Genomic DNA, 19535 nt, shown 5'->3' with positions numbered 1-19535 from the left:
CGATCAGCCGCGCGGCTTCTCGCGCATCTCGTACGTCGCGATGACGTCGTCGATCTTGATGTCGTTGAAGTTTCCGAGGTTGATACCGCCCTCGAAGCCTTCGCGGATCTCGGTGACGTCGTCCTTGAAGCGGCGCAGACCCTGGATGTTGAGGTCCTCGGCCACGACCTTGCCGTCGCGGACCAGGCGCGCCTTGGTGTTGCGCTTGACCTCGCCGGAGCGGATGAGCACACCCGCGATGTTGCCGAGCTTGGACGAGCGGAAGATCTCGCGGATCTCCGCGGTACCGAGCTCGACCTCCTCGTACTCCGGCTTCAGCATGCCCTTGAGGGCCGCCTCGATCTCCTCGATCGCCTGGTAGATGACCGAGTAGTACCGGACGTCGACGCCCTCGCGGTCGGCCATCTGCGTGGCACGGCCTTCGGCGCGCACGTTGAAGCCGATGACGATCGCGTCGGAGCCGGACGCCAGGTTGATGTCGGACTCCGTGACCGCACCGACGCCGCGGTGCAGCACGCGGATGTCGACCTCTTCGCCGACGTCGAGCTGGAGCAGCGAGGACTCCAGGGCCTCGACGGAACCAGAAGCGTCACCCTTGATGATGAGGTTGAGCTGCTGGACCTCGCCGGCCTTGAGCACCTTGTCCAGGTCCTCGAGGGACACCCGGCGGGTGCGCTTGGCGAAGGCCGCGTTGCGCTCGCGCGCCGCGCGCTTCTCGGCGATCTGACGGGCCGTACGGTCCTCGTCGACCACCAGGAAGTTGTCGCCGGCGCCCGGGACGTTGGTCAGACCCAGGACCAGGACCGGGGTCGAAGGACCGGCCTCCTCGACGTGGTTGCCCTTGTCGTCGAGCATGGCCCGGACCCGGCCGTACGCGTCGCCGACCACCATCGTCTCGCCGACGCGGAGCGTGCCGCGCTGGACCAGGACGGTCGCCACGGCGCCGCGGCCACGGTCGAGGTGGGCCTCGATCGCGATGCCCTGCGCGTCCTGCTCCGCGTTGGCGCGCAGGTCGAGCGAGGCGTCCGCGGTCAGAACCACGGCCTCGAGCAGCTGCTCGATGTTCAGACCCTCACGGGCGGAGATGTCGACGAACATGGTGTCGCCGCCGTACTCCTCGGCCACCAGACCGAACTCGGTGAGCTGGCCGCGCACCTTGGTCGGGTCGGCGCCCTCGACGTCGATCTTGTTGACCGCGACCACGATCGGCACCTCGGCCGCCTTGGCGTGGTTCAGCGCCTCGATCGTCTGCGGCATGACACCGTCGTTGGCCGCCACCACGAGGATCGCGATGTCGGTCGACTTGGCACCACGGGCACGCATGGCGGTGAACGCCTCGTGACCCGGGGTGTCGATGAAGGTGATCCGACGCTCTTCGTCGTTGACCTCGGTCGCGACCTGGTAGGCACCGATGTGCTGGGTGATGCCGCCGGCCTCGCCTGCGATGACGTTCGTCTTGCGGATCGCGTCCAGCAGTCGCGTCTTACCGTGGTCGACGTGACCCATGACGGTCACCACCGGCGGACGCGCGACGAGCATTTCCTCGCCGCCCTCGTTCTCACCGAAGTCGATGTCGAAGGACTCGAGAAGCTCGCGGTCCTCCTCCTCCGGGCTGACGATCTCGACGACGTAGTTCATCTCGTCGGCGAGCAGGTGCAGCGTCTCGTCGGTGACCGACTGGGTCGCGGTGACCATCTCACCCAGGTTCAGCATGACCTGGACGAGCGACGCCGGGTTGGCGTTGATCTTCTCGGCGAAGTCCGTCAGCGAGGCACCGCGCGACAGGCGAACCGTCGCACCGTTGCCACGGGGCAGCATGATGCCGCCCACCGACGGGGCCTGCATGGCCTCGTACTCCTGACGCCTCTGCCGCTTCGACTTGCGGCCACGACGCGCCGGACCGCCGGGACGGCCGAACGCACCCTGTGTGCCACCACGGCCACCGGGGCCGCCGGGACGACCGGCGAAGCCGGGACGACCGCCGAAGCCGCCGCCACCACCGGGACCGCCGGGACGACCGGCGAAACCGCCGCCACCGCCACCGGGACGACCGCCGCCGCCACCGCCGCCGGGACGACCGGCGAAGCCGCCGCCACCGGGACGACCGCCGCCGCCACCGCCGCCGGGACGACCGGCACCGCCGGGACCGCGACCGCCGCCACCACCGGGGCCCGGACGCGGGCCGGCAGCGGGACGCTGCGGCATCATGCCCGGGTTCGGACGGTTACCGCCGCCACCGCCGGGACGCGGAGCGCCACCGGGAGCGGCACCCTGCGGACGGGGCATACCACCGGGGGTGGGACGCGCGCCGCCCTGGCCGCCGCCCTGGGGACGGGGGCCGCCCTGGCCGCCGCCCTGCGGACGCGGGCCGCCGGGACCGCCCTGGCCGCCGGGACGCGGGGCGCCACCGGGGCGGGGGGCCTGCGGACGGGCCATGCCCGTGGAGCCACCGGACGTGAAGGGGTTGTTGCCCGGACGGGGGCCGGAGGGACGGCCGCCGGGACGCGCGGCCGGACGCTCGCCACCGGGACGCGGAGCGTTACCGCGGCCCTGTCCACCCTGACCGCCCTGACCACCCTGGCCGGGCGCCGGACGGGCCGGACGCGGGCCGGGGGCACCGGGACGGGGAGCCGACTGGCCGGCGGCGGGAGCGGCCGGCGCGGACGGCGGAGCCTGGAACTCGGGCTGCGCGGGGGCGGCCGGAGCGGGCTTGGGTGCCGGCGCCTTCGGGGCCGGCGTGGGCCGCGGGCCCGGGGTGGGGCCGGCGGCGGGAGTGCTCTTGGGTGCTGCGGGGGCCTGCGGCGCCTCGGCGGCGGCCGCGGGGGCCGGAGCCGGAGCCGGAGCCGCGGGGCCCGGCTTGGGGGCGCCCGGCTTCGGGGCAGCAGGACGCTCTCCCGCTGCCTTGGGGGCAGGGGAGGTGCCACCGGCCTGCGCCGGAGACGGCGCGGACGGCTTCGCGGGGGCCGACTTGCGCGGCGCCGCGGGCTTACCGGCGGCGCGGCCATTGCCACTGCCTGCCTGGAAAGCGTCGGTCAGCTTGCGAACAACCGGCGCCTCGATCGTCGAGGACGCCGAACGGACGAATTCACCAAGTTCTTGGAGCTTGGCCATGACGACCTTGCTCTCAACGCCGAACTCCTTGGCGAGTTCGTATACCCGGACCTTAGCCACTTCGCTCCTTCTAGGTCCGGGTTGTCCACCGGACCGTCGCTACTTCATGGGCGTACTCATCGCGTACTCATCGAGTGCTCATCGCAATCTCGACCTACTTCCGACTCGCGAGGTACCTGACCGCACGGTTTTCCGTGCGCTGTGCGTTTCGTGCTGCTGTGCGTTATTGCAACGGCGGCTGCTCGACGGGCGTCCGCTCGATGAACCGGCGCAGCGCCGTCGCGTCGAACGGTCCCCGGGCCCGGTAGGCCCGGTTGAACGCCCGGCGGCGAACCGCCAGGTCGAGGCAGACCAGTGTCGGGTGCACGTAAGCACCCCGGCCGGGCAGCGTACCGCGAGGATCGGGGACACACTCACCCTCGATCACCACGATGCGCAGCAAATCACCCTTGGCCGCTCGCTCCCGGCATCCCAGACAGGTTCGCTCAGGGCATGCGCGGGCATGCGTCCGACCAGACACTGCTTAAGTCTACCTCCCCGCGCCGGCCCGACCCCTATGGGGTAAAGGCGGAACGGCTGCTCAGAATTCCGGTCGGAGCGCCGCGGCACCACCGATTTTCGCCGGGCCGCGGCGCCACCGTCCGTAGTGGAACGGTCTCAGTCCTGCGGTGCGGGCTGCTCGGTGTCCGGACGGATGTCGATCCGCCAGCCCGTGAGACGGGCGGCGAGCCGGGCATTCTGCCCTTCCTTGCCGATGGCCAGCGACAGCTGGTAATCGGGGACGGTCACCCGGGCGGAACGGGCCGCCAGGTCCACGACCTCGACCTTGCTGACCCGGGCCGGCGACAGCGCGTTCGCCACCAGCTCGGCCGGGTCGTCCGACCAGTCCACGATGTCGATCTTCTCACCGTGCAGCTCGGCCATCACGGCGCGCACCCGGCCGCCCATCGGGCCGATGCAGGCGCCCTTGGCGTTCAGGCCGGAGCGGGCGGACCGTACGGCGATCTTGGTGCGGTGGCCGGCCTCGCGGGCGATGGCGGAGATCTCCACCGAGCCGTCCGCGATCTCCGGGACCTCCATCGCGAAGAGCTTCTTCACCAGATTGGGGTGGGTGCGCGACAGCGTCACGGACGGGCCGCGGACGCCCTTGGCCACCCGGACGACGTACGAGCGCAGCCGGGTGCCGTGCGCATAGTCCTCGCCGGGGACCTGCTCCTGCACCGGCAGCATGGCCTCCATCGGGCCGATGTCCACCAGGACGTTCTTGGGGTCCTTGCCCTGCTGGACGACGCCGGTGATGACATCGCCCTCACGCCCGGCGAACTCGCCGAAGGTGATCTCCTCCTCGGCGTCCCGCAGCCGCTGCAGGATGACCTGCTTGGCGGTGGTCGCGGCGATCCGCCCGAAACCGGAGGGGGTGTCGTCGAATTCGCGGGGCTCGGCGCCCTCCTCCAGGTCCTCCGGATCCTCCTTCGCCCACACCGTCACATGGCCGGTGTTGCGGTCCAGCTCCACCCGCGCCCGCCGGCGGCTGCCCTCGGTGCGGTGGTAGGCAATGAGGAGGGCCGACTCGATCGCCTCGACCAGCAGGTCGAACGAGATCTCCTTCTCCCGCACCAGTCCCCGCAGGGCACTCATGTCGATATCCACGGCTACGCCTCCTCCTTGTTCTCGTCGATCTTCTCGTCCTGCTGCGCGTCACGCTTGTCGGCCTTGTCGGCCTTGCGGTTGAACTCCAGCTCGACCCGCGCCTTGGCGATCTCGTCGAAGGAGACCCGGCGGGTGGTCGGCTTGCGGCCCTTGACACCCGGCACCTCGAGGTCCAGCCCCGAGTCGTCGACGGCGGTGATCCGTGCCACCAGCTCGCCGCCCTCGTGGAGTTGGGCCTTGATGAGGCGGCCGACGGCGCGGCGGTAGTGCCGCAGCTCGGTCAGCGGGCGGTCGGCGCCGGGAGAGGTCACCTCAAGGGTGTACGGGGCGCCGCCCATCACATCGGAGTCGTCCAGGACCTGGGAGGCCTCACGGCTCAGCTCGGCACACTCGTCCAACTGGACGCCCTCGTCGGAATCGACCACGATCCTCAGCACCCGCCGCTTGCCTGCCGGTGTCACCTCGATCTCTTCCAGATCCAGGTCTCGCGCGGCGACGAGCGGTTCAAGCAATCCGCGCAGCCTCTCGCTCTGGGTCGTGCTCATCCGGGTGACTCCTCGGCCGCGTGTGCTGTTGTGGGTGGGTCGCGTGTCGGGTCAAAGCCTATCGGTTCCGGCGGGGTACTGACGATTCGGTGGGTGGTCACGGATACTCTCGCCTGCGGTGATCACGACGAAAGACCCCGGGAAGTGCAACGTGCCGAAAGTGGCGCTCACACGCAGAAGGACCCTGCTGGCCGGCGCCGCCCTCGGGGGCGTGGCGCTGCTCACCGGCTGCTCGGCGGACGACGGCCCCGGCCGGGCCGAACACTCCCGTGCCGCCGACCGGCTGCGCGGACGCTCCGCCCGCGACAGCACGACCCTGCTGGCGCGTTACGACGCCACGCTGGCCGCGCATCCGGCGCTGGAGTCGCGGCTGCGCCCGCTGCGCTCGGAAGTCGCCCGGCACGCCGAGGCGTTCACCGGCGAGCGGGCCGCCCCCTCCCCCGGCAGCGGGGCCGGCGGCGGGGACGGCGGCGGCCCGGCGCGCGATGCCGGTGCGCCGGCCTCCGGTCCCGCGCCGCACGGCTCCCGGCGGCCGTCCGACCCCCAGGTCCCCCGGGACGAACGGGCCGCACGGACCGCCCTGGCCGACGCCGAACGCAAGCTCGCGGACGTCCGTACCAAGGCCCTGACCGCCGCGCCCCCGGAGTTGGCCCGGCTGCTCGCCTCGGTCGCGGCGGCCGGTGCGGCGCATGCGTATCTGCTGACGGAGCCGGCCGGATGACGGGCAGGGCAGCACGGACAGGAGCAGCGACCGGCGAAGGGGCGAGCGGATGAGGGCCACAGCGGTGCACGGCAGGAACGGGCGGGAGGACGCGGACGGCGGGCACGACGAGCTGACCGCGGTGCAGGCGGCGCTGGCCGCCGAGCATGCGGCGGTCTACGGCTACGGCGTGGTCGGCGGGCGGGTCGCCGGCGACCGGCGGAAGGAGGCGCAGGCCGCGTACGACGGGCATCGTGCGCGCCGGGACGCGCTGCGCCGCGAGGTGCGCGACCTGGGCGGTACCCCGCGTGCCGCGGCCGCCGCCTACGAACTGCCCTTCCCGGTCCCGGACGCGGCCGCCGCCCTCCGGCTGGCGGCGGAGCTGGAGGACCGGCTGGCGGCCGTCTACGCGGATCTCGTACGGGCCGGCGCCGCGGCCCGGCGCACCGAGGCGGCGGCCGCGCTGCGCGAGGCAGCGGTGCGGGCGGTGCGCTGGCGCGGCAGCGGCGTAGCCTTCCCTGGGCTCGTGGAGCGGGCCGCGGCCGCCACCGGCTCCGGCGCCGGCGCCGCGAGCGCTTCCGCGGGCGCGCTCTGAACGACCGCCCGCGGCGGTCACGGCCCAGGAAGGGGACAGCTCAAGCATGGCAACGGCACCCATCGAACCGCCGCAGCGGTTGGTGAGTTCGCTGAGCGGCGATCCGGAAAGTCCCGTACGGCAGTGGCTCGATGCGCTGCCGACGCTGGTTCAGCAGCGGCTGGAGGCCTGGGATCTGACGCTGGAGCGGGTGCAGGCCCCCGGTGGCCGCAGCAGTCTGGTCGCCCTCGTACGGCAGAAGGACCAGTCGCCCGCCGCGCTGAAGTTCCCGGTGCCCGGGCGGGTGTCGGGGCACGAGGGGGCGGCGCTGGAGGTCTGGGACGGCTGGGGCGCGGTGCGGCTGCTGCGGTCCGATGCCGCCAGCGGTGCGCTGTTGCTGGAGCGGCTGCAGGGCGGTGTGTCGCTGCGGTCGCTGCCGGAGGCCAAGGCGCTCCTGGAGGCGGCGGGTACGGTGCGGCGGCTGTGGGTGCCGGCGGCCCCGGAGCATCCCTTCGAGACGCTGGCCGGGCGTACCGAGGAGGCCGCGGAGGCGCTGCGGACGGCCGGGGCGCTGACCGAGTCGGCCGCGCCGCTGGTGGACCAGGCGCTGGAGCTGCGGCGCGCCCTTCCGGAGGGGTCCGACGAGCACTTTGTGCTGCACGGCGCGTTCCGGCAGGGCAAGGTGCTGGCCGGTGAGCGGGCACCCTGGCTGGCGGTCGGCCCGTCGCCGGTGGTGGGCGAGCGAGCGTACGACCTGGCGTCCCTGGTGCTGGACCGGTTCGAGGATCTGGCGGCGGGGTCCGGCGCGGCTGCCGCGGCCCGCCGCAGGGTGGCCAAGCTGGCCGACTCCCTGGAGGTGGACCGGGACCGGCTGCGCGACTGGACGCTGTACCGGGCGGTGGACATCGGTGTACGGGAGGCGGCGGTGGGCGACCGGCAGCGCGGCGAGCTGCTGCTGGAGTTCGCGGCCTGGCTGTAGGGGCCTGGTTGTAGCGGTCCGGCCACAGCGGCCTGGCTGTAGGGGGTGTCTCCCCCGGCGGGACGGACGAACGGGCCGGCCGCCGGGGGGTGTGCCCGGCGGCCGGCCCGTTCGTTCGTGCGGTGATTACGCGCCGAGGCGGGCGACGGCCTCCTCGACCGTCAGCTCCTCGCGCTCGCCGGTGCGGCGGTCCTTGACCTCGACGACGCCCTCGGCGGCGCGGCGGCCCGCGACGACGATGGTCGGCACGCCGAGCAGTTCGGCGTCGGTGAACTTCACGCCGGGCGAGACGCCGGCCCGGTCGTCGACGAGGACCCGCAGGCCCGCGGCGCCGAGCTGTTCGCCGGCCTCCAGGGCGAGCTCGGTCTGCTTGGCCTTGCCGGCCGCGACGACGAGCACATCGGCCGGGGCGACCTCGCGGGGCCAGCACAGACCCTTCTCGTCGTGGGTCTGCTCGGCGAGGGCGGCCACCGCGCGGGAGACGCCGATGCCGTACGAGCCCATGGTCACCCGGGCGGGCTTGCCGTTCTGGCCGAGCACATCGAGCCCGAAGGCGTCCGCGTACTTGCGGCCGAGCTGGAAGATGTGGCCGATCTCGATGGCGCGGTCGATCTTCAGGCCGGTGCCGCACTTCGGGCAGGGGTCACCGGGCTCGACGACGACCACGTCGAGGTAGTCGTCGACCTCGAAGTCCCGGCCGGCGACGACGTTCCTGGCGTGCTTGCCCTCCTTGTTGGCGCCGGTGACCCAGGCGGTGCCGGGGGCGATACGCGGGTCGGCGATGTAGCGGAACGCCTTGCCGGCCAGGCCCTGCGGGCCGACGTAGCCGCGGACCAGCTCGGGGCGGTCGGTGAAGTCCTCGGCGGTGACCAGCTCGACGGTGGCCGGTGCCAGGTGCTCGCCGAGCTTGCCGAGGTCGACCTCGCGGTGGCCGGGGACACCGACCGCGACGATCTCGCCGTCGACCTTGACCAGGAGGTTCTTCAGGGTCGCCGAGGCCGGTACGCCAAGGTGCTCGGCGAGGGTTTCGATGGTCGGGGTGTCGGGGGTGTCCAGCTCCTCGACGGGGCCGTGCGCCGAGCCGTCGGCGGCCTCGACCTTGACCGTGACTGCCTCGGTGTTGGCGGCGTAGTCGCAGGCCGGGCAGTCGACGAAGGTGTCCTCACCGGCGGCGGCGGGAGCCAGGAACTCCTCGGAGGCGGAGCCGCCCATCGCGCCGGAGACGGCGGAGACGATGCGGTAGTCCAGGCCGAGCCGCTGGAAGATCTTGGTGTAGGCCTCGCGGTGCAGGGCGTAGGACTGCTCCAGGCCCTCGTCGGTGGTGTCGAAGCTGTACGAGTCCTTCATCTGGAACTCGCGGCCGCGCAGCACACCGGAGCGGGGGCGGGCCTCGTCGCGGTACTTGGTCTGGATCTGGTAGAGGATCACCGGCAGGTCCTTGTAGGACGTGCACTGGTCCTTGACCGTGAGGGTGAAGATCTCTTCGTGGGTGGGGCCGAGGAGGTAGTCGGCGCCCTTGCGGTCCTTGAGGCGGAAGAGCAGGTCGCCGTACTCCTCCCAGCGGCCGCTGGCCTCGTAGGGCTCCTTGGGCAGCAGGGCCGGCAGCAGGACCTCCTGGCCGCCGATGGCGTCCATCTCCTCGCGCACGATGCGGGAGACGTTCTCCAGGACCTTCTTGCCCAGCGGCAGCCACGTCCAGATGCCGGCGGAGGAGCGGCGGACGTACCCGGCGCGGACGAGCAGCTTGTGGCTGGCGGTCTCGGCGTCGGCCGGGTCGTCGCGCAGTGTCTTGATCATCAAGCGGGACATGCGCTGGACCTGTGCGGCGTGGGCCATGGAAGTTTCTCCTGCGTAAGAAAGGTGACTCCCTGGAGGTTAGCCGTAGGGGTCTGTTCCGCGGAAATGCGTATCCGCTGCGCTTGGCCGGCTTCCCGCGTTTCCGGCTGTCCCGCCGTGGGGGTTGCTCTTGTTTCGCCTGCGGCGGGCCGGGGCCGCTGCGCGGGGCTGTGGGTGCGGTGACGGACCTCCGGGGCCTGGTGTGTGGACTGCTTCGCTTTACGTCCACACACCAGGCCCCTCCGGCCCGTCCCCTCCCGTGAGTGGAGAAAGTGAACGGGGGTGGGGGCGGGCCCTTGTTGTTCTCTGGGGTCCGTTCAGGGGCGTTTCAGGGGGAGGGGGGCGCCCATGACCGCGTACGGGGTGGGGGCGCTCGGGAACAGGACGCGGCGGGCGATGTCCTGGTAGCCGAGGGAGCGGTAGAGGCGGCGGGCGGGGCTTTCGGTGTCGATGGCGGAGAGGATGGAGCGTGGCTGGGCGGCGCCGTCGGTGATGCGGGTGATCAGTGTCCGGCCGATGCCGCGGTGCTGGTAGTCGGGGTGGACGTGCAGCTCAGTGATGGTGAAGGAGTCGTCGAGCCAGTGGTCCAGGCCCTCGCCTCGGAGGTAGGGCTCGACAACGGTGGACCACCAGTGGGCGCGGTCGTTGGGCATGCCGTAGACGAAGCCGACCAGCCGGCCTGCGGGGGTGGTGGCGCCGAGGGCGCGGGCGCCGGGGCTGGTGAGGTGACGGAGCACGATGTGCCGGCGGACGGCGGTCTCCTCGGCGCTCAGGCCGAACGCGACGGCCTGGACGGCCAGCGCGTCGTCCACGCGGGCAGCGAGATCAAGCGGGCCGACCGCGACGTCATCCATGCTCGGAGCGTACAAGGCGGCGGGTCAGAAAAGTACGCTCATGAACGCGCCGACTTCCTCGAAGCCCACCCGCCGGTAGGAGGCGCGGGCGGCGGTGTTGAAGTCGTTGACGTAGAGGCTGACGACGGGGGCGACGTCGTTGAGGGCGTAGCGCAGCACGGCGGCCATACCGGTCTCGGACAGGCCCTTGCCGCGGTAGGCGGGGTCGACCCACACGCCCTGGATCTGGCAGGCCCGCTGGGTGGCGGCGCCGATCTCGGCCTTGAAGATGACCTTGCCGTTGTCGATACGGGCGAAGGAGCGTCCTGAGCCGACGAGTTCGGCGACCCGGGCCTGGTAGAGGAGCCCGCCGTCGCCGGCCATCGGGGAGATGCCGACCTCTTCGGTGAACATGGCCACGCACGCGGGCATGATCAGGTCCATCTCGTTCTTGCGGATCCGCCGGACGTAGGGGTCGGGGGCGATCTCGGCGGCCGGTGCAGTGGTGACCATCAGCGGCTGGTGGGCGCGGATCTCGCGGGCCGGTCCCCAGGAGGGCTCCAGGAGCGACCACAGCTCGGCGGTGGACTCGGCGGGGCCGACGATGGAGGAGCAGCGGCGGCCCTGGCGGCGGGCGCGTTCGGCGAAGCCGCGGACGGCTTCGGGGGTGGCGCAGACCGGCACGAGGTTGGCGCCGGCGTAACACAGCGACTCCAGGCGGCCGCCGACGTACCAGCCCCACATCTCGCCGCCCAGCCGCCAGGGGTCGAGGCCGGCGACCTGGACGCGGGCGGCGACGAAGGCGTTGGCGACCGGGTCGCGGTCCAGGACCGCGAGCGCATCGTCGAGGTCCCCGGGCTCGAGGACCTTGATGGTGGTGGTCGTCAGCACGTGTCGGAAAGCCTCACCGTTACGGGCCTGGGAGGTCAGGCGGAAGCAGGTCCTGGCACTTTACCTCCACCTGCGCGGGAGCACCCGGGCGCCGGGGACGGATGTGTCCCGGGCAGCCGCGAGCCCCGCGGCCCGGTGCGGGCGGCGGGGCTAGGGCGTGTCCGCAAAGTCCCGTCGTTCGCCCGGAGGGCGGGGCTCGCGGCGTCTGGTGCGTGCGCTCGCAAGGCGGAGGGTCGTCCTCGTAGTGGGTCTACGTGGACGATCCCGACAACGCAGCGAGCGTGCGTGCCAGGCATCGCGAGCCAGGCAGGACTTTGACACGCCCTAGGGAGCTGCGGGCGGCGCCGGGTCAGCCGGCGATGGCCACGGTCGGCTCGCCGGAGGCGATGCCGTCCTTCTCCATCTGCTCGGCGATCTTCATGGCCTCTTCGATGAGGGTCTCGACGATCTTCGATTCGGGGACGGTCTTGATGACCTCGCCCTTGACGAAGATCTGGCCCTTGCCGTTGCCGGAGGCGACGCCGAGGTCGGCCTCGCGGGCCTCACCGGGGCCGTTGACGACACAGCCCATGACGGCGACGCGCAGCGGCACCTCCATGCCGTCCAGGCCCGCGGTGACCTCGTCGGCGAGCTTGTAGACGTCGACCTGGGCGCGGCCGCAGGAGGGGCAGGAGACGATCTCCAGCCGGCGCTGGCGCAGGTTCAGCGACTCCAGGATGGAGATGCCGACCTTGACCTCTTCGGCGGGCGGCGCGGAGAGCGAGACGCGGATGGTGTCGCCGATGCCCTCGCTGAGCAGTGCGCCGAAGGCGACGGCGGACTTGATGGTGCCCTGGAAGGCGGGGCCGGCCTCCGTGACACCGAGGTGGAGCGGGTAGTCCGACTGGGCGGCGAGCTGGCGGTAGGCGTTGACCATCACGACCGGGTCGTTGTGCTTGACCGAGATCTTGATGTCGCGGAAGCCGTGCTCCTCGAAGAGGGACGCCTCCCACAGCGCGGACTCGACCAGCGCCTCGGGGGTGGCCTTGCCGTACTTCTGCAGCAGGCGGCGGTCCAGGGAGCCGGCATTGACGCCGATCCGGATCGGGGTGCCGGCGTCGGAGGCCGCCTTGGCGATCTCCTTGACCTTGTCGTCGAACTGCTTGATGTTGCCGGGGTTGACGCGGACCGCGGCGCAGCCGGCGTCGATCGCGGCGAAGACGTACTTCGGCTGGAAATGGATGTCCGCGATGACCGGAATCTGCGACTTCCGGGCGATCACCGGCAGCGCGTCGGCGTCGTCCTGCGTCGGGCAGGCGACCCGGACGATCTGGCAGCCGGAGGCCGTCAGCTCGGCGATCTGCTGCAGTGTGGCACCGATGTCGGACGTCCGCGTGGTCGTCATCGACTGCACCGAGACCGGTGCGTCTCCGCCCACGGCGACCGGGCCGACCTGGATCTTGCGGCTGACGCGGCGGTCGGCAAGTTTGGTCGGTACGTCCGGCATTCCCAGTGAAATGGCAGTCATCTGGCGAGCAACCCCAAGGTGTGGATCTAGGCCCCGCAGCGGCGGGCTCCGGTCTTCGAGATTACGGCACCGGAGTTGCGATGAGCACATCGCGCCCCTGTGGCGCCACGAAAGGAGACGGCCGGACACCTCCAAACGCCACGGAGGTGTCCGGCCGCCGCCAAACGTACTTTCTAGGTCAGCTTCACCGGGTTCACCACGTCGGCGACGAGCACCAGCAGCGTGAAGCAGATGAAGATCCCGGCGACGACGTAGGCGACCGGCATCAGCTTGGCCACGTCGAAGGGGCCGGGGTCGGGGCGCCGGACGATCTTGGCGAAGGCCCGCCGGACGGACTCCCACAGGGCGCCGGCGATGTGCCCGCCGTCCAGCGGCAGCAGCGGCAGCATGTTGAACAGGAAGAGCGAGAGGTTGAAGCCGGCGACCAGGAAGAGCATGGTCGCCACCCGCTGCTCCGGCGGGATGTGCAGGGAGAAGACCTCGCCGCCGACCCGGGCCGCGCCGACCACGCCCATCGGGGAGTCCTGCTTGCGCTCGCCGCCGTTGAAGGCCGCGTTCCACAGGTCCGGGACCTTCGCGGGCAGGTTTATCAGCGAGGAGACGCCCTGCTCGACCATGTTGCCCATGCGGTCGACGGACTGGCCGAAGGACTGCTGGACGACGCCGCTGGCCGGGGTGAAGCCGAGGAATCCGGCGGTGACGAACTGTCCGGGGACATAGCCGCCGTGGCCGTCGGTCTTGGCGACCTTGTTCTCGATCAGGTCGGCGTGCAGGGTCGTACGGGCACCGTGCCGCTCGACGACGAGGGCGGCGGGCCCGGTGGTGTCGCGGATCTGCTGCTGCAGGGCGCCCCAGTCCGGGACGGCGTGGCCGTTGAACGACACGATCTTGTCGCCGGCCCGCAGGCCCGCGGCCTTGGCCGGGGAGTCCTTGGCGCCGTGCGGGCACTTGTCGGTCTTGGCGGCGGCCGAGATGACACAGTCCGAGACGGAGCCGACCGAGGTCGTCTGGGTGTTGATGCCGAAGCCCATCAGCACGCTCATGAAGATCACGACCGCCAGGATCAGGTTCATGAACGGCCCGGCGAACATCACGATGACGCGCTTCCAGGGCTTACGGGTGTAGAAGAGCCGCTTCTCGTCGCCGGGCTGCAGCTCCTCGAAGGCCGCCGAGCGGGCGTCCTCGATCATGCCGCGGAACGGCGAGGTGGAGCGGGCCTGCAGCTTTCCGTCGTCGCCGGGCGGGAACATCCCGATCATGCGGATGTAGCCGCCGAGCGGAACGGCCTTGATGCCGTACTCGGTGTCGCCCTTCTTACGCGAGAAGATCGTCGGCCCGAAGCCCACCATGTACTGCGGCACGCGGATACCGAACAGCTTGGCCGTGGAGAGGTGGCCGAGCTCGTGCCAGGCAATGGAGAACAGCAGACCGACGACGAAGACGACTATGCCGAGGATGGTCATCCAGGTCGTCATGCGCGAGCCTCCGAAGGTGTCCGTGCCGCACGGGCGGCCAGTTCGCGGGCGCGGGCGCGCGCCCAGGTCTCCGCCTCCAGGACGTCCGCGACCGTCAGGGAAGTTCCCCCGGCCGGCGTCCCGTGCTCGGAGACCACTGCGGCGACCGTATCCACAATCCCTGTGAAGGGCAGCCCGCCCTGGAGGAACGCGTCCACACATTCCTCGTTCGCGGCGTTGAAGACGGCGGGGGCGGTGCCGCCCAGATCACCGACGTGGCGGGCCAGCGGGACGGAGGGGAAGGCCTCCTCGTCCAGCGGGAAGAACTCCCAGGTCTGCGCCTTCGTCCAGTCCACGCCCGGTGCGGCGTCCGGGACCCGCTCGGGCCAGCCGATGCCCAGCGCGATCGGCATCCGCATGTCCGGCGGGCTGGCCTGGGCGAGGGTGGAGCCGTCGGTGAACTCCACCATCGAGTGGATGTAGGACTGCGGGTGGACGGCGACCTCGATGCGGTCGAACGGGACGTCGAAGAGCAGGTGCGCCTCGATGACCTCCAGGCCCTTGTTGACCAGGGTCGCGGAGTTGATGGTGACGACCGGGCCCATCGACCAGGTGGGGTGGGCCAGCGCCTGCTCGGGCGTGACCGCTGCCAGCTCCTGCTTCGTACGGCCGCGGAACGGGCCTCCGGAGGCGGTGACCACGAGCTTGCGGACCTCGGCGCGCTCGCCGCCGGCCAGCGCCTGGAAGAGCGCGGAGTGCTCGGAGTCGACGGGGATGATCTGGCCGGGCGCGGCGACGGCCTTGACCAGCGGGCCGCCGACGATCAGCGACTCCTTGTTGGCGAGGGCCAGCACCCGGCCCGCCTTCAGCGCGGCCAGGGTCGGGGCGAGTCCGATGGAGCCGGTGATGCCGTTGAGGACGGTGTGGCAGGGGGAGGCGGCCAGATCGGTGGCCGCATCAGGCCCGGCCAGGATCTCGGGCAGCGGTTCGCCCGCGCCGTAGCGGTCGGCCAGCGCGGTGCGCAGCGCGGGCACCGCGTCCTCGCGCGCCACGGCCACGGCGCTCACCCGCAGCTGGTGCGCCTGGTCGGCGAGCAGCTCGACCCGGCCGCCGGCCGCGGAGAGCGCGGTCACCCGGAACCGCTCGGGGTTGCGCAGCACGATGTCGATCGCCTGCGTGCCGATCGACCCGGTCGAGCCGAGGATGACCAGGGAACGGGGGCCGCTCGGGCCGTCGGGGTCGGCGGCGGCCGGCTCGAAGCGCAGATGCGGGTGGGCGAGGGAGTCCGTCATGTGGTCCATTGTGGCCGGTCGCCGGGGGGCCGCGGACACCCAGGGCGGGTCATGCCGATCATGCGTGCCCGCCCACCGCTGCGGGCCGCATGCCCCGGGGCCGGTCCGGGCTTCCGGACCGGCCCCGGGGTGCGGGAAGCCGCGGGCCGCTCAGCGAACGGGCCGCCGGACGTTGTCCGTCCGGCTCGGGCCCGGGGTGGCATCGGCGATCCAGGGGCCGTCGCCGCTGGGGTCGATCATGCCCTCCTCCAGCCAGGTGTAGCTGCCGTCGAGGACCCCGTCGACGACCTTGCGGTCGAGCTCGTCGGTGTTGGTCCACAGCCGGCCGAACAGCTCCTCGACGCGGATCCGCGCCTGCCGGCAGAACACATCGGCCAGCTGCTGTGCCTCGCGGCCGTGGTCAGCGGTCTCGGTCAGGTACTCGGCCCGTACGCAGGCGGCGCTCATCGCGAAGAGTTCGGCGCCGATGTCCACGATCCGGCCGAGGAAGCCCTGTTTGGTCTCCATCCGGCCCTGCCAGCGGGACATCGCGTAGAAGGTGGAACGGGCGAGCTTGCGGGAGGTCCGCTCGACGTAGCGCAGATGACCGGCCAGCTGTCCGAACTCCTGGTAGGTGCGCGGGAGCTGGCCGGGCCCTGCGACGAGCTTGGGCAGCCAGCGGGCGTAGAACCCGCCGGCCTTGGCCGCCGCCCGGCCCTTGTCGGCGAGCGTCTTGTCGGGGTCGATGAGGTCCCCGGCGACCGACAGGTGGGCGTCCACCGCCTCGCGGGCGATCAGCAGATGCATGATCTCCGTGGAGCCCTCGAAGATCCGGTTGATGCGCATATCGCGGAGCATCTGCTCGGCGGGGACGGCGCGTTCGCCGCGGGCGGCGAGCGAGTCGGCGGTCTCGTAGCCGCGGCCGCCGCGGATCTGGACCAGTTCGTCGGCCATCAGCCAGCCCATCTCGGAGCCGTACAGCTTGGCGAGGGCGGCTTCGATGCGGATGTCGTTGCGGTTCTCGTCGGCCATCTGGGAGGAGAGGTCGACGACCGCTTCGAGGGCGAAGGTGGTGGCGGCGATGAAGGAGATCTTGGCGCCGACGGCCTCGTGCTTGGCGACCGGCCTGCCCCACTGCTCACGGGCCGCGGACCACTCGCGGGCGATCTTCAGGCACCACTTGCCGGAGCCGACGCACATCGCGGGCAGCGAGAGCCGGCCGGTGTTGAGGGTGGTGAGGGCGATCTTCAGGCCGGCGCCCTCGGGGCCGATGCGGTTGGCGGCGGGGACGCGTACCTGGTGGAAGCGGGTCACGCCGTTCTCCAGGCCGCGCAGGCCCATGAAGGCGTTGCGGTTCTCGACCGTGATGCCGGGTGAGTCGGCCTCGACGACGAAGGCCGTGATGCCTCCCTTGTTCCCCTCGGAGGCGGGCACCCGCGCCATCACCACCAGCAGGTCGGCGACCACCCCGTTGGTGGTCCACAGCTTGACCCCGTCGAGGAGGTAGTCCGTGCCGTCCGGGACCGCCAGCGTCGCCAGCCGGGCCGGGTCCGAGCCGACGTCGGGCTCGGTCAGCAAGAACGCCGAGATGTCCGTACGGGCACAGCGCGGCAGGAAGGTCTCCTTCTGCTCCTTGGTGCCGAACAGCTTCAGCGGCTGCGGTACGCCGATCGACTGGTGCGCGGAGAGCAGCGCGCCGATGGCGGGGCTGGCGGTGCCGACCAGGGCCAGGGCGCGGTTGTAGTAGACCTGGGTGAGTCCGAGGCCGCCGTACTTCGCGTCGATCTTCATGCCGAACGCGCCGAGCTCCTTGAGCCCGTGCACGGTCTCGTCCGGGATCTTTCCCTCCCGCTCGATCCGGGCGCCGTCGATCTCGCTCTCGCAGAAGTCGCGCAGCGTGGCGAGGAACTTCTCGCCACGGCGTACGTCGTCCACCGCGGGGGTGGGGTGCGGATGGATGAGGTCGAGCCGGAAACGCCCCAGGAACAGTTCCTTGGCGAAGCTGGGCTTGCGCCAGTCCTGCTCGCGGGCCGCCTCGGCGACCTGGCGCGCTTCGCGCTCGGAAACGTTGCGGATGGATGGAGCGGTCATCAGGAGCTCACCTCGCCGCGGGATCGGGAGTTCAGCGCCGGCGGGCCGGTCGGCCGCTGGACAGCGCTACTTGTGAGAGTTACCCGATCCGGGCGGGTTGCACCACGGGAGGCGGCGGGAGAGGGCCGCGCGGAAGGCCACTCCATACCAAGTGGGACATACCCCCCTGGCGCCGGTCCGGGACCGCTCGCCGCCCTCCGCCGTTCGGGGGGTACGGCATACCGCGCTGGTTGTACACAGGGCCCCGGCACCTCCCCCGGGGGACCGCCGCGGCTCCCTCTCAGACAGGAGGAAGAGAGGGGTCTGTGCCGCTTACCGTCAAGATCCGGCATGACGGGAGAGGTGGTGCCGGAAACGGGGGACGCGGCGCGCTCCGGAAACAGGGTGCCGGAGCGCGCCGCGTCAAGGGCCGGCGCCGGGGACGTCGGCCGGGTCCGGTGGTGTGACGGCCCAAGGGAAGGCCGCCGCTGTCCACCTTTCCGGACCGGGTCGGATCGGTCCGATCGGATCGGGCCGGGTTGGATCAGGTCGGATCGGGGGCGGAGGTTACAACGCGAGGCCGGTGAGGACCAGCACGCGCTCGTAGGTGTAGTCGTCCATCGCGAACCGCACGCCCTCGCGGCCCACACCGGACTGCTTGACGCCGCCGTACGGCATCTGGTCGGCACGGTAGGACGGCACATCGCCGACGATCACGCCGCCGACCTCCAGCGCGCGGTGGGCGCGGAAGGCGGCCTGGACGTCATGCGTGAACACGCCCGCCTGGAGGCCGAACTTGGAGTCGTTGACGGCCGCGAAGGCCTCCGCCTCCCCGTCGGCCTTCTTGAGGGTGAGCACCGGGCCGAAGACCTCCTCGCAGGCGAGGGTGGCATCGGCGGGCACGTCCGCCAGCACGGTCGGCGCGTAGGAGGCGCCGTCGCGCTTGCCGCCCGCGAGCAGCTTCGCGCCGCGCTCCACGGCCTCGTCGACCCAGTTCTCGACGCGCTTGGCGGCGTTCTCGTCGACCAGCGGGCCGACCTCGGTCGCATCGTCCGACGGGTCGCCGGTGACCTGCGCCTCGACGGCGGCCACGATCTTGGGCACCAGACGGTCGTAGACGGAGGCGTCGGCGATCACCCGCTGTACGGAGATGCAGGACTGGCCGCCCTGGTAGTTGGAGAAGGTGGCGATGCGCTGCGCCGCCCAGTCCAGGTCCGCCTCGGAGGAGTAGTCCGGCAGGACGACGGCGGCGCCGTTGCCGCCGAGCTCCAGGGTGCAGTGCTTGCGCGGCACCGAGTCGAGGATGGCGTAGCCGACCTTCTCGGAGCCGGTGAAGGAGACGACCGGCAGCCGCTCATCCTGGACCAGCGCCGGCATCCGGTCGTTGGGCACCGGGAGGATCGACCAGGAACCGGCCGGCAGCTCGGTCTCGGCCAGCAGCTCGCCGAGGATCAGGCCGGAGAGCGGGGTGGCCGGCGCCGGCTTGAGGAGGATCGGGGCACCGGCCGCGATGGCCGGGGCGATCTTGTGGGCGCAGAGGTTCAGCGGGAAGTTGAACGGGGCGATGCCCAGGACCGTGCCGCGCGGGAAGCGGCGGGTCAGGGCGAGCCGGCCGGCGCCGCCCGCGTCGGTGTCCAGGCGCTGCGCCTCGCCGCCGTTGAAGCGGCGGGCCTCCTCGGCGGCGAACCGGAACACGGAGACGGCCCGGCCGACCTCGCCGCGCGCCCACTTCATGGGCTTGCCGTTCTCCGCGGAGATCAGCCGGGCGATCTCCTCCGTACGCTCCACCAGCCGGCGGTGCACATGGTCCAGCGCGGCGGCCCGGACGTGCGCCGGGGTGGCGGCGAGCTCGTCCTGGACCGCGACGGAGGCGGCGATGGCCTCCTCGACCTGGGCCTCGGTGGGGACGCTCACCGTGCCGACGAGGCGTCCGTCCCAGGGAGAGGTGACGTCGAAGGTGGCCTCGCCGGTGGCCTCGCGGCCGGCGAGCCAAAAGGCGGTGGGGGCTGCAGCAGTGGGGATCGGCACAGTGGAACCCGGCCCTTCAGAAGTGGTGGGTGATGCGCATGGCTCAGGGAGCGGCTCTGCGGTTTTGACTCGGGATCCACGGTAGG

At 71.8% G+C, this 19535-nt stretch carries 15 protein-coding genes; 3 read left to right on the top strand and 12 right to left on the bottom strand.

All coding sequences use genetic code 11. From position 1 onward, the window contains the following. Positions 1–3: 3 nt before the first annotated feature. From infB to rimP, 4 genes are all read right to left on the bottom strand, one after another. Positions 4–3171, bottom strand: a complete 3168-nt coding sequence (gene infB, locus ABR737_RS32510; protein WP_350254396.1) for a translation initiation factor IF-2 — start codon at positions 3169–3171, stop codon at positions 4–6. A 163-nt stretch (positions 3172–3334) separates the two neighbouring features. Beyond that, positions 3335–3631 (bottom strand): YlxR family protein, encoded by a 297-nt coding sequence (locus ABR737_RS32505; protein ID WP_350254394.1) that lies wholly within the window; start codon positions 3629–3631, stop codon positions 3335–3337. 137 nt (positions 3632–3768) lie between these two features. Then, positions 3769–4761, bottom strand: a complete 993-nt coding sequence (gene nusA / locus ABR737_RS32500; protein ID WP_350254393.1) for a transcription termination factor NusA — start codon at positions 4759–4761, stop codon at positions 3769–3771. A 2-nt stretch (positions 4762–4763) separates the two neighbouring features. Then, positions 4764–5306 carry a ribosome maturation factor RimP gene (gene rimP / locus ABR737_RS32495; protein WP_350254391.1) on the bottom strand — a complete coding sequence of 181 codons (543 nt, stop codon included), beginning with the start codon at positions 5304–5306 and terminating at the stop codon, positions 4764–4766. 160 nt (positions 5307–5466) lie between these two features. Here rimP and ABR737_RS32490 point away from each other — a divergent pair, with 160 nt between their 5' ends. From ABR737_RS32490 to ABR737_RS32480, 3 genes are read left to right on the top strand one after another with little or no spacing between them, the layout of a single operon-like run. Then, positions 5467–6027: a hypothetical protein gene (locus ABR737_RS32490; RefSeq protein ID WP_350254390.1), complete on the top strand. Its 561-nt coding sequence runs from the start codon at positions 5467–5469 to the stop codon at positions 6025–6027. A 49-nt stretch (positions 6028–6076) separates the two neighbouring features. Next, positions 6077–6601 (top strand): ferritin-like domain-containing protein, encoded by a 525-nt coding sequence (locus ABR737_RS32485; protein WP_350254388.1) that lies wholly within the window; start codon positions 6077–6079, stop codon positions 6599–6601. 46 nt (positions 6602–6647) lie between these two features. After that, positions 6648–7559, top strand: a complete 912-nt coding sequence (locus ABR737_RS32480; protein ID WP_350254386.1) for an aminoglycoside phosphotransferase family protein — start codon at positions 6648–6650, stop codon at positions 7557–7559. 126 nt (positions 7560–7685) lie between these two features. Here the strand turns inward: ABR737_RS32480 and ABR737_RS32475 are convergent, their stop codons facing one another. The 8 genes from ABR737_RS32475 to ABR737_RS32440 form a co-directional block, all read right to left on the bottom strand. Further along, the gene (locus ABR737_RS32475; protein ID WP_350254384.1) at positions 7686–9395 is read right to left on the bottom strand and encodes a proline--tRNA ligase; all 1710 of its coding nucleotides are present in this window, start codon (positions 9393–9395) and stop codon (positions 7686–7688) included. 317 nt (positions 9396–9712) lie between these two features. Then, a complete protein-coding gene (locus tag ABR737_RS32470) occupies positions 9713–10249 on the bottom strand; it encodes a GNAT family N-acetyltransferase (protein ID WP_350254383.1) in 537 nt (178 codons plus the stop codon). A 24-nt stretch (positions 10250–10273) separates the two neighbouring features. Beyond that, positions 10274–11119, bottom strand: coding sequence for a GNAT family N-acetyltransferase (locus tag ABR737_RS32465; RefSeq protein WP_350254382.1), 846 nt, complete (start codon positions 11117–11119; stop codon positions 10274–10276). Positions 11120–11468: 349 nt separating this feature from the next. Further along, entirely contained in the window at positions 11469–12626 is a 1158-nt protein-coding gene (ispG, locus tag ABR737_RS32460; protein WP_350254381.1) for a flavodoxin-dependent (E)-4-hydroxy-3-methylbut-2-enyl-diphosphate synthase, read from the bottom strand. Positions 12627–12799: 173 nt separating this feature from the next. Further along, positions 12800–14101, bottom strand: coding sequence for a M50 family metallopeptidase (locus ABR737_RS32455; RefSeq protein ID WP_350254380.1), 1302 nt, complete (start codon positions 14099–14101; stop codon positions 12800–12802). Then, positions 14098–15372, bottom strand: coding sequence for a 1-deoxy-D-xylulose-5-phosphate reductoisomerase (gene dxr / locus ABR737_RS32450; RefSeq protein WP_350254378.1), 1275 nt, complete (start codon positions 15370–15372; stop codon positions 14098–14100). Before dxr ends, ABR737_RS32455 begins: the two co-directional genes overlap by 4 nt. A 150-nt stretch (positions 15373–15522) precedes the next feature. Further along, positions 15523–17442 (bottom strand): acyl-CoA dehydrogenase family protein, encoded by a 1920-nt coding sequence (locus tag ABR737_RS32445; RefSeq protein ID WP_350254377.1) that lies wholly within the window; start codon positions 17440–17442, stop codon positions 15523–15525. A 546-nt stretch (positions 17443–17988) separates the two neighbouring features. Next, a complete protein-coding gene (locus ABR737_RS32440) occupies positions 17989–19449 on the bottom strand; it encodes an aldehyde dehydrogenase family protein (protein WP_350254376.1) in 1461 nt (486 codons plus the stop codon). Positions 19450–19535 lie beyond the last annotated feature (86 nt).

The organism is Streptomyces sp. Edi2 (genome assembly GCF_040253635.1).
GTDB lineage: Bacteria > Actinomycetota > Actinomycetes > Streptomycetales > Streptomycetaceae > Streptomyces.
This window is presented reverse-complemented; position numbering and strand designations above follow the sequence as displayed.

Excerpts from the sequence above, each read along its gene's own strand:
- ABR737_RS32455 (WP_350254380.1), bottom strand. The coding sequence starts at position 14,101 with ATGACGACCTGGATGACCATCCTCGGCATAGTCGTCTTCGTCGTCGGT.
- ABR737_RS32475 (WP_350254384.1), bottom strand. The coding sequence starts at position 9,395 with ATGGCCCACGCCGCACAGGTCCAGCGCATGTCCCGCTTGATGATCAAG.
- ispG (WP_350254381.1), bottom strand. The coding sequence starts at position 12,626 with ATGACTGCCATTTCACTGGGAATGCCGGACGTACCGACCAAACTTGCC.
- ABR737_RS32445 (WP_350254377.1), bottom strand. The coding sequence starts at position 17,442 with ATGACCGCTCCATCCATCCGCAACGTTTCCGAGCGCGAAGCGCGCCAG.
- ABR737_RS32480 (WP_350254386.1), top strand. The coding sequence starts at position 6,648 with ATGGCAACGGCACCCATCGAACCGCCGCAGCGGTTGGTGAGTTCGCTG.
- dxr (WP_350254378.1), bottom strand. The coding sequence starts at position 15,372 with ATGACGGACTCCCTCGCCCACCCGCATCTGCGCTTCGAGCCGGCCGCC.
- ABR737_RS32470 (WP_350254383.1), bottom strand. The coding sequence starts at position 10,249 with ATGGATGACGTCGCGGTCGGCCCGCTTGATCTCGCTGCCCGCGTGGAC.
- rimP (WP_350254391.1), bottom strand. The coding sequence starts at position 5,306 with ATGAGCACGACCCAGAGCGAGAGGCTGCGCGGATTGCTTGAACCGCTC.
- ABR737_RS32485 (WP_350254388.1), top strand. The coding sequence starts at position 6,077 with ATGAGGGCCACAGCGGTGCACGGCAGGAACGGGCGGGAGGACGCGGAC.